The sequence below is a fragment of the Micromonospora sp. D75 genome (assembly GCF_018070405.1).
GTDB lineage: Bacteria > Actinomycetota > Actinomycetes > Mycobacteriales > Micromonosporaceae > Micromonospora > Micromonospora chalcea.
This window is the reverse complement of the sequence record NZ_JAGPXV010000181.1, coordinates 1-9,376: the sequence shown is the minus strand read 5'-3', so window position 1 is coordinate 9,376 and position 9,376 is coordinate 1. Positions and strand designations below refer to the sequence as shown.

12 protein-coding genes are annotated in these 9,376 nt (G+C 71.8%); 4 read left to right on the top strand and 8 right to left on the bottom strand.

The genetic code is table 11. The annotated features are described in order from the left end of the window. Together KBX39_RS13620 and KBX39_RS33325 are read left to right on the top strand one after the other, a co-directional pair. Positions 1 to 278 (top strand): cellulose binding domain-containing protein (locus tag KBX39_RS13620; protein WP_210870849.1); only part of this gene is annotated, 278 nt, incomplete at its 5' end. Positions 279 to 324: 46 nt separating this feature from the next. After that, positions 325 to 501 (top strand): hypothetical protein, encoded by a 177-nt coding sequence (locus tag KBX39_RS33325; protein WP_223201123.1) that lies wholly within the window; start codon positions 325 to 327, stop codon positions 499 to 501. A gap of 41 nt (positions 502 to 542) precedes the next feature. On the opposite strand, the gene KBX39_RS13610 is transcribed toward KBX39_RS33325, so the two are convergent. From KBX39_RS13610 to KBX39_RS13600, 3 genes are all read right to left on the bottom strand, one after another. Next, the gene (locus tag KBX39_RS13610) at positions 543 to 1,280 is read right to left on the bottom strand and encodes an alpha/beta fold hydrolase (RefSeq protein WP_247660173.1); all 738 of its coding nucleotides are present in this window, start codon (positions 1,278 to 1,280) and stop codon (positions 543 to 545) included. A 487-nt stretch (positions 1,281 to 1,767) separates the two neighbouring features. After that, positions 1,768 to 2,184, bottom strand: a complete 417-nt coding sequence (locus KBX39_RS13605) for a hypothetical protein (protein ID WP_187693296.1) — start codon at positions 2,182 to 2,184, stop codon at positions 1,768 to 1,770. Between the two features lie 74 nt (positions 2,185 to 2,258). Then, on the bottom strand, positions 2,259 to 2,723 hold the full coding sequence (locus tag KBX39_RS13600) for a hypothetical protein (protein ID WP_104113700.1): 465 nt from the start codon (positions 2,721 to 2,723) through the stop codon (positions 2,259 to 2,261). Between the two features lie 239 nt (positions 2,724 to 2,962). On the opposite strand from KBX39_RS13600, the gene KBX39_RS13595 reads away from it, so the two are divergent. Beyond that, entirely contained in the window at positions 2,963 to 3,820 is an 858-nt protein-coding gene (locus KBX39_RS13595; protein ID WP_104113701.1) for a hypothetical protein, read from the top strand. A gap of 33 nt (positions 3,821 to 3,853) precedes the next feature. On the opposite strand, the gene KBX39_RS13590 is transcribed toward KBX39_RS13595, so the two are convergent. The 4 genes from KBX39_RS13590 to KBX39_RS13575 are packed head-to-tail and all read right to left on the bottom strand — an operon-like array spanning position 3,854 to position 8,190. Continuing rightward, positions 3,854 to 5,323: an AMP-binding protein gene (locus KBX39_RS13590; RefSeq protein WP_210870846.1), complete on the bottom strand. Its 1,470-nt coding sequence runs from the start codon at positions 5,321 to 5,323 to the stop codon at positions 3,854 to 3,856. Positions 5,324 to 5,333: 10 nt separating this feature from the next. Further along, positions 5,334 to 6,182: an amidohydrolase family protein gene (locus tag KBX39_RS13585; RefSeq protein WP_210870844.1), complete on the bottom strand. Its 849-nt coding sequence runs from the start codon at positions 6,180 to 6,182 to the stop codon at positions 5,334 to 5,336. Positions 6,183 to 6,199: 17 nt separating this feature from the next. After that, the gene (locus tag KBX39_RS13580) at positions 6,200 to 7,030 is read right to left on the bottom strand and encodes an SDR family NAD(P)-dependent oxidoreductase (RefSeq protein ID WP_051610999.1); all 831 of its coding nucleotides are present in this window, start codon (positions 7,028 to 7,030) and stop codon (positions 6,200 to 6,202) included. Next, positions 7,027 to 8,190 (bottom strand): acyl-CoA dehydrogenase family protein, encoded by a 1,164-nt coding sequence (locus tag KBX39_RS13575; protein ID WP_210870841.1) that lies wholly within the window; start codon positions 8,188 to 8,190, stop codon positions 7,027 to 7,029. Before KBX39_RS13575 ends, KBX39_RS13580 begins: the two co-directional genes overlap by 4 nt. A 133-nt stretch (positions 8,191 to 8,323) precedes the next feature. On the opposite strand from KBX39_RS13575, the gene KBX39_RS13570 reads away from it, so the two are divergent. Further along, positions 8,324 to 8,992, top strand: a complete 669-nt coding sequence (locus KBX39_RS13570) for a GntR family transcriptional regulator (RefSeq protein ID WP_051611001.1) — start codon at positions 8,324 to 8,326, stop codon at positions 8,990 to 8,992. Between the two features lie 11 nt (positions 8,993 to 9,003). Here the strand turns inward: KBX39_RS13570 and KBX39_RS13565 are convergent. Further along, positions 9,004 to 9,376, bottom strand: a 373-nt coding sequence (locus KBX39_RS13565; protein WP_210870838.1) for a carboxymuconolactone decarboxylase family protein, incomplete at its 5' end; no start/stop codon positions are given.

Below are 9,376 nucleotides of genomic sequence, written 5' to 3'. Positions count from 1 at the left end.
CATACGTGGTGCAGGACCAGTGGAACGGCGGGTTCGTCGCCACCGTCACCGTCACCGCCGGCAACACGGCGCTGACCGGCTGGCGCGTGACGCTCGCCCTGCCGGGCGGCGCGTCGATCAGCTCGTTGTGGAACGGTGTGCCCAGCGGTACCAGCGGCACCGTCACCGTGGCGAACCAGAGCTACAACGGGCAGGTGGGCGCGGGCCAGACCACCACCTTCGGATTCCAGGGCGCCGGCAACGGCAGCGGCGCCACCGTCACGTGCGCCGGGAGCTGAGACACGACTGACACGGCGGCGACGGCCGCGTCCGGCCCGGCGGGAGGTGAGTGACGTCTCGCCGGGCGCCGGACGGCCGCCGCACCGCCGTCACGGCCGGTGCGAGCCCGCCGCCGGAGTCCTTCGACGACGCGCCCTACGGCAGTTCGTGGAACACACCGGCTGCAACGTCACCCGGCGCACCTGGACCGACATGCTGGCCCAGGAACTCGTGCTGCTCTGATCAGCGCCTGCCACCGACACCGGGTTGCTGACCGGGTGACGTCACATCGACGTGGCGCGGGCGGCGGTGTCGATGAGGTCCGCGACGGCGCCGGGCTGGGAGACCGTCACCGCGTGCGACGCGGCGACCTCGACGGTCGTGGACCCGGCCCGCTCGGCCAGGAAGCGCTGCAGGTCCGGCGGGATCGCCAGGTCCTGGTCGGTGACCAGCGTCCAGGACGGAATGCTCCGCCAAGCGGCCCGGGTCACGCTGTCGGTCAGCGTGTTCGCCGCGGTCGGCCGCTGCGTGGCCGCCATCACCGCGGCGGTGTCCCGGGGAACGTCGGGGGCGAAGAAGTCCGGGTAGGTCTCCTGCTTGACGTACTGGTCCATGTCCGCGCTGCCGTCCTGGGCGGGAATCGGCACCGCCTGGATGTTGTCGGCGAGCATGCTGCCGGGGAACCGTGCGTTCAGGTCGGCCACCGACTCGCCGACGTCCGGGCTGAAGCTGGCGACGTACACCAGGGCCCGGACGTTGGCCGCGCCGTCCGCGGCCTCGGTGATGACCGCGCCGCCGTACGAGTGGGCGGCGAGCACGACCGGCCCGGGCAGGCTGTCCACGAGCGCGCGCAGGTAGGCGGCGTCCCCCCGCACGCTGCGCAGCGGATTCGCGACCGCGATGACCGGGTAGCCGCGGCGCCGGAGATCGGCGATCACCCCGTTCCAGCTGGACCCGTCCACGAATGCCCCGTGAACGAGGACGACGGTGGGCATTCCGGTCGGGTCAGGCGCAGCGTTCATCTGACATTCCTTTCGGGTGATCTGCCACGGAGAGCCAGACAGCACAGGGCGACCGGCCGGCGCCGCCGGTTCGACGTTTGCAAAACAAATATCCGGCACTGACGGAACGCCTGTCAGCGGGATTCGGAAAACGCTGCCGCGAAGACTGCGCGCCCTCCCGCCGCTATGCGAGGACTCGACTTCGCGCAACCGGTTCCCACAATTCTTCGCCTTAGAAGAAGCTGAGAGTGCGGTGCGGCGGACGGCAGTCGCCGGGACCGAACATGCTCTACTACGCCGAGGGCATCCATTCCGACGCCACAATCCAGTTCCCCGGTTTTCGGGGCTGCGCTTTTCTCAATGCGGCGACGGAATATCCGGACGAGAATCATCCGGGCCCATCAGGATGCCATCGCCCACCGCCAATGTTCCTCGTGGCACCAACTGGCCGGGCGGTGACGGGGTGCGTCGGCGGCTGAGCGCGGCGGGAAGCTGCCCGGTCGGCCGGCTACCGGGCGAGCCGGTTCCGTTCGTAGTGGCCTCTGAAGTCGAAGAAGCGCAGCCCGTCCACAGTCGCGTCGGCGGCGATCTGCTCCGCCGTCCAGACATGGTCGGAGTAGTCGTCCATCGCGACGCCGCCCCGACCGAGCAGCGTCAACGTCAGGCGACGGACCTCCACCGTCCCGTCGACCCGGCCCGAGACGTCGACCTGCACCGCCCACCTCGGCCGGTCACCGCGGGCGCGGCTCAGGGCCCGCACCGCCGCCGGCTCCCAGTCCGCGTACAGGTGCTCGTCCTCGTCGGTCAGATCCGGGTACAGGCATCCGTCCACCAGCCACGGATGTCTCTGATCCGGCGACAGCCGGTCGAGCAGGGCGACGACGGCGGCCTGCGCCATGGCCGGGAAGACGAAGACGGTACGCACGCCACGAGCGTCGCACGCCGCAGCCGATCCGACAGCGCCCCGCCACTGCGACCTGCCGGCGTGCAGGCAGGCGTTCAGCCGTTGCTGGGACTGGAGATCCCGCGCCTCGCGAAGGACTCGGCGACCTCGTCGAAGGCCGCGACGGCCAGCTCCGGCCGCGCGGCGGCCTCGGCCAACGGCAGCTCCGCCTGAGGGTCGTAGCCGGACAGACCGGTGACCGCTTCGACGACCGCGCCGAGCCGGTGCACCGCCGCGACGACGGCCCGGGCGTCACCGCCCCGGTACCAGTACGGCACGGTGACACTGACCTCGTCCGCGTAGTAGCTGACCTGGACGCCGGTCGGCTCGTGCGTCAGCTCGTAGTTGTCGGCCCCCTCGAACACGGAGACCTCACCGAGCACCTGCCGCGCCGCCGCCACGATCCCGTTCCACGCCTCGGCGCGCGGACACTCGTCGCTGTCGGCCTCCGCCGCCGCCTCCAGAGCGTCCTCCCAGGACTGGTCGTCGCCTCGGGGTACGAAGATCAGGTCATAGCTCATGACGAAGGACCGTACATCCAGGCGCTTTGATTCTCCGGTGGGCAGCCGCCCACGAACTTCCGGCTGGTGCGATATGGCGCAGCCGAACCGAGCCAACGCTTCTCCGGCAGGCCGCATCGCTGTTCCAGCTTCCATTGACGTCGGTCGACAAGTAACGTGAGGTATCGATCAAATCGCATTGAGTAACGTTCCGGCCGTGCCGCGACCCGGGCCTGCCGGATGAGCGAGGTGGCCCCGACATGGACGCCGACAGGCACAACCCTCGTTGCGCGAAGGCTGAAAAACATCGCTGCGTCTGCAGCGAGTGCGGCGGCTCTCAGCACGGCGTGCAGGGATGGCTCGACCTCGTCAACCAGGACGATGCAGGCCGTCGAGGGCGACGGGAGTTCTTCGAGAACAAGCTGTCCTGGACGCAGGATCGGTCACAGCGCGCGCAGAAGGACCGCGTCAACAGGGAGGTCGCCACCGACCTCGCGCGCGTCGACATCGCAGACTGGCTCGCCACCACCCCACCTCCGCACGCCGGGGGCGAGACCGAGGCTTACCCGTCCCCCGCCGAGCAGGTGACCGCGCTCGCCGAAGAGATGGCGCGCGGAGCATGGCGGGAGATCACACCGGAGCTCGATCGCGCCGCCGCAGATGCCCGGGGCGTCAGGCGCGACCTCACCCACCACGGCTGGTGTGACCTCTTCATCGCCATGGCCCGAGTCGTCGAGGCGACCCGGCGCGGCTTCGACAGCATCCCCGGTCAGGTGAAGCACATGATCCTGCGCTCGCCGTTGCAGGCCGGCCGGCCGAACGTCACCGAAGCCGTCGTCGGCCTGATCGTCGACAAGGCGTGGCGCGGGTTCCAGGTGGCGGCATTCTCCGGCGTACCGTTGCTCGACCTCATCTCCAACGAAGAAGCCTTGCGGGCCCTGCGGATCCTCGCGGTGTTCATCTGCCCCGCGCCGGCACAACACCCCGCGGTACGGCAGCATGCGCTGACACCACTCGGAGAAGACGCCACCAAGATCCTCACCGACCGGACCAGGGCCCGGCTCGCCGAGCTGTTCACCGACCCGCCACCCGACGGCGTTGCCCTGACAGGCGGATGACGGGCCGTACTCCCGGCTGCGGAACGCGACACCTCACTCCGCGCCATGGACGACCGCGCTGTCGCCGACGACACGCTGCCGGGTCAGGCGGCGGGAGAGCTTGCCGTGCCCCGACTTGGGCAGGTCGTCGAGCACCACGATCCGCTTCGGCACCTTGTAGCGCGGCAGGTGGTCGCGGCAGTGGGCGATCAGCGCGGCCGGCGGGTCGGCGGGAGCGGGCTGCCGCAGTGCCACCGCGGCGACCACCGCCTCGCCCCACCGTCCGTCGGGCGCGCCGAACACCGCCACCTCGCGCACGCTCGGGTGTTCGCCGAGCACGTGCTCGACCTCGGTCGGGAACACGTTGTAGCCGCCGGAGATGATCATGTCGTCGCGCCGGTCGACCAGATAGAGGTAGCCGTCCTCGTACCGGCCGAGGTCGCCGGTCAGGAACCAGCCGTCCCGGAGCCGCTCGGCCCAGGCCTCCGGCTGACGCCAGTAGCCGGACGCCAGCCACGGCGTGCAGAGGGCGAGTTGTCCGACCTCGCCGGGCGGCACCTCGCGCAGGTCGTCGTCGACGATGCGCGTCTGCACGCCCCATGGGTGTTCGCGCCCGCACGAGGTCAGCAGATGCGCGGCGCCGGCCATCGCCCGCTCGTGGTCGGCCGTGTCCAGCACCGTCACCGGAGCCGGCACCTCCGTCGAGCCGTACACCGACGCCACGACCGGGCCGAGCCGCTCGTGTGCCCGCCGCACCAGCGACGGTGACGCCGGGGCCGACGAGTACACCACCTGCCGCAACGACGACAGGTCGCCGCCGGCGGCGCCGTCCACGAGGTCCTGGAGCACCGTCGGCCCCAGCAGCATGTGGGTCACGCCGTACCGCTCGATCGCGGCGGCGACCGGACCGGGCTTGGGCGACTCGGCGATCACCACCCGTCCACCGGCGACCAGGGCGGACTCCACCAGCCGCCCGGCGGCGTGGCTCATCGGCGTGGTGACCAGGACGACCTGGTCCGGCCCCGCCTTCGTCACGGCGGCCCAGGCCCCCATCGCCCCGGCCGTGCTGTCGAAGCTGTGCACGACGCCCTTGGGCCGGCCGGACGAGCCGGACGTGAACAGGACCTGGGAGGCAGCGCCCGGCGGCACGTCCACCGGGGCCTCACCGTCGTGATCGCCGGGCGGGCCGGGGTAGGCTGCGTCGAGCACGGCCACCGGCTCCACAGTCTCCTCGATGTAGTGGCGTTCCCCCGCGGAGAGCACCCCCAGCACCGGCACGTACGCAGCCCCCCGCCAGGCCGCCGCCAGCACCGCCTCCAGGTAGCCGTGCGTGTTGACCTGCCGGACGAGGACGCGGTCGCCGGGGCCGACACCGGCCCGGGCCAGCGTGGCGGCACGCCGGGCCACCCGGTCGGCCAGTTCCCGCCAGGTCAGCTCGACGTCCCGGGCCGGATCCGCGACCGCCGGCCGGTCCGGGAACAGCAGCGCGGCGCGCCGCAGGTAATGGGCATACGGATGCAGCACGTTCCCTCCCTCAGCTCCGGTCCAGGCCGAAGACCTTCCAGGCGTTGTCGCGCAGGAACATCCGCTCGACATCGGCCGGAAGATCGAGGGTGGACACCTCGCCGACCGCGCGGTCGTAGCGAAGCGCCGGGTAGTCGGTGCCGAACAGCACCTTGTGTGGTGCACGGCGCTTGAGGAACCGGACGAACCGCTCCGGGTAGCGGGCGGGCGCGTGGGCCGACGTGTCGACGTACACGTTGTCGTGCTTCCACGCGAGCATGCCCATCTCCTCCTCCCACGGCCACCCGATGTGCGCGCCGACGATGGTCAGTTCGGGGAACGTGAGCGCCACCTCGTCGAGGTAGATCGGCCGGCCGGGCTCCGACGGCAGCAGCGGCCCGGTGTGTCCCACCTGGATGGTGACGGAGACGCCGAGCTCGCAGGCCTTGGCGTAGATGGGGTACCACAGCTTGCTGTTCGGCGGGTTGTCGTAGCCGTACGCGTACGGGCACACCTTCACGTTGACGAAGCCGTAGTCGCGTACCCATGTCTGCATCTCCCGCAGCGCGGCCATCGGCCGGCGCGGATCGACGGCCAGGCTGCCGCGGAACCGCGTCGGGTACTTCTCGACGCAGGCGGCGACCTCCTCGTTGCTGATCTTCACATCGTCGGCCTCGCGGATCGCGGACAGCACGGCGATCTCGACGCCCCACCGGTCCATCTCCTCGACCTGCTCGTCGATCGACCAGCCGCCGAAGCCGGATGCGCCGAACAGCGCCATTCCGTGGGTCCGTTTGGGATCGGAGTTCCACCGGTCGGAGATCGGCGGGTGGCAGGGCATCGCCCAGGCGTCCACGATGCCGTACGGGCGTTCGCTCATCTGTGCTCCTCTCGTTGTCACACCGCCGCGCCGAAGCGCAGCGACAGTCCTCCGTCGACGACGAGCAGGGCGCCGGTGACGTACCGGGCCTCCTCGCTCGCCAGGAACAGCGCGGCGTGGGCGACGTCCCACGCGTCACCCATGGCGCCGGTCGGGCAGCGCCGGGCCCGGCGCGCGCGCAGGACCGCCGGGTCGGCGTCCGGCTGGCCGGCGTACACGGTCGGCGTGTCCACCAGACCCACCACGACGGCGTTGCAGCGGACACCGGTGGCCGCGTGCTCGGCGGCGACAGCGCGGGTGAGGTGGTTGAGCCCGGCCTTGCTGACCCCGTACGCGGTCAGCCGGTCGCCGGTCGCGCCGAGCGAGGCGACCGACGAGATGTTGACGATCGAACCGCCGCCCTGCTCGCGCATGTGCGGAACGACGGCCCGCGTGGTGAGGTACGCGGAGGTGAGGTTGATCCGGTGGACCAGGTCCCACTGCCGCGGCTCGGTGTCCTCGACACCCGCGACGACGCCGACGCCGACGTTGTTGAGCAGCACGTCGACCCGCCCGTACCGGCGCAGGCACGCCTCGACCAGCGCGGCGACTCCGTCCGGGCGGGACACGTCGGCGGTGAACGGCTCGCACTCGCCGCCTTCGGCCCGTACGATCGCGGCCGTCTGCTCGGCCGCGTCGGCGCGTCGGTCGACGGCGAGGACACGGGCGCCGGCCCGGGCGAACAGCACGCTCGCCGCCTTCCCGTTACCCCACCCGCCGCCGAGCGATCCGGCCCCGGTGACGACGGCGACGCGGTCGCGCAGCCGCCCGGTGACGTCGCCTCGCGCTTCGGGGGCCGGCGTGGTCATCGGGCGACGTCCGGGAAGTAGGAACGCGCGATGATCATCCGCTGGATCTGGTTGGTGCCCTCGTAGATCTGGTTGATCTTGGCGTCGCGCATGAACATCTCGACCGGGAAGTCGGTGACGTAGCCGTAGCCGCCGTGCACCTGGACGGCGTCGGTCGTGACCGCCATCGCCATGTCGCTCGCGTACGTCTTGGCGATCGAGGCCAGCCGGGCGGCGTCCGGATGGCCGTCGACGTAGGCCTGCGCCGCGTCGTAGACCAGCGACCGGGCGGCGTGCAACGGGATCGCCATGTCGGCGATGAGGAACTGCATGCCCTGGAACGCGGCGATCGGCCGCCCGAACTGCCGCCGCTCGCCGGCGTACCGGACGGCCGCGTCGAACGCGCCCTCGGCGATGCCGAGCGCGAGGGCGGCGACGACGATGCGGCCCTCGTCGAAGCCCTGCATCAGCAGGGGGAAGCCAGCGTTCTCCGGCCCGAGCAGGTGGTCGGCCGGCACCCGGACGTCGGCGAAGACCATCTCGGCGGTCGCCGAGGCGTGCAGGCCCATCTTCTCCTCGAACCGCACCGCCTCGACCCCGGGCCGGTCGGCCTCGACGTAGAAGGCGGACACGCCGCGCGGCCCGGGACCGCCGGTCCGGGCGACGACGACGTAGAAGTCGGCGTGGCCGCCGTTGGTGATGAACCGCTTGCTGCCGTTGATCACCCACTCGTCGCCGTCGCGCCGCGCGGTGGTCGCCACGCCGCCGAGGTCCGACCCGGCTTCGGGTTCGGTGGCCGCGATCGCGCCGAGCCGGTCGCCGGATGCCACGTCCCGCAGCACGCCGGGGAGCCAGGCCGGCGCGTCGGGCCGGTCGGCCGCCCGCACCATCACCTTGGTCGGGAACCAGGTCGCGGTCAGCACGGTGGACGCGCTCGGGTAGACCTTGGAGATCTCCTCGAGGACGACGACCTCGGCCCGGACGTCGGTGTCGACGCCGCCGAACCGCTCGGGCACCACGAGCCCGGTGAAGCCGGCGCCGGCCAGGATCTTGCGCAGCTCCGGTGAGAACGTGCGGCCGCGCTCGAGTTCGGGTACGAGCGGCGCGATCCGCTCCGTCGCGACGTCGCGGGCGACCGCCGCGAGGTCCCGTAGCTCCGTTGGCAACATGTCGAAGAACACGTGTGGATCCCTTTCAGCTCAAGCGCCGGTATACGGGATATTGGAAGGGACGGGATGGCCGCGACTCCGGACGCGGTGCGGCAAAATGGCAGTAAGCGGCGGAAACGAACAAACCAGCCGCAGAGGAGGACCTGTGAGTCTGACGTCGGAACGGCTCGACCGCACGCCGCTCGGCCAGCGGATCGCCGACGCGCTGCGGCACGACATCCTGTTCGGGCGACTCGCGCCCGGCACCAAGCTGGCCCAGACGCAGGTGTGCGAGCGGTTCGGCACCAGCCGGATGCCGGTCCGCGACGCCCTGCGGCAGCTGACGTACGAAGGATTCCTGACCGGCGACGGCGGCGGGCACAGCGTCGTGGCGCCCCTGCGCCGGCACGACATCGAGGACAGCTTCCTCATCGAGGGCCAGCTGCACGGCATCGCCACGCGGCGGGTCGCCGAGCGGGCCGACCCGGCCCACCTGGCCGAGCTGGCCGAGCGCCACGCACAGATGTGCGGCGCCGCCGAGGACGCCCAGCTGGCCGCCGATCTGAACTGGCACCTGCACCGGCGGATCAACCAGATGGCGCAGTCGCGCCGCCTGATCGTCGCGCTGCGGGCCCTGGCGGTCACGATTCCGCGCGACCTGCTCCTGGAGTTCCCGCAGTGGATCGACCGGGCCAACGACGAGCACGCGCAGATCATCGCGGCGGTCGCGGCGGGCCGCGGCGAACAGGCCGCCGGCCTGATGCGCGACCACGTGGCCGAGGCCGGCCGCGACCTCGTCCGCTACCTGGAGAAGAAGGGCGTCGACCTGACCTGATCCGGCGGCGGTCATGGCGCGGCCGCCGCTAGTTCGTCGGCGACGAGCAGGCACCCGTGCAGCCCGATGCCGCAGGCCAGCGCGACGGCCTCGGCGATCTGCCCCGGTGTGGCGCCCAGGTCCAGGGCGGCCCGGATGTGCTCGCGGACGACATCCGCGTCGGCGAGGGTGACCGCCGCCGCGACGGCGACCGCGATCAGCTCCCGGTCGACGGCCGGCAGCCCCGCCGCCCCGCCCGCGTCGACCACCTCGGTGTGGGCCGAGGCGAGCGCGGCGCCGACCGGCGGCAGCCCGACCTCGCCGTCCGCGGCCGGGCCGGCGAGGTCGGCGAGGATCGGCAACGCCAGCGTCGCGGCCCGGATGCCGACCGAGCCGGCCACCGCC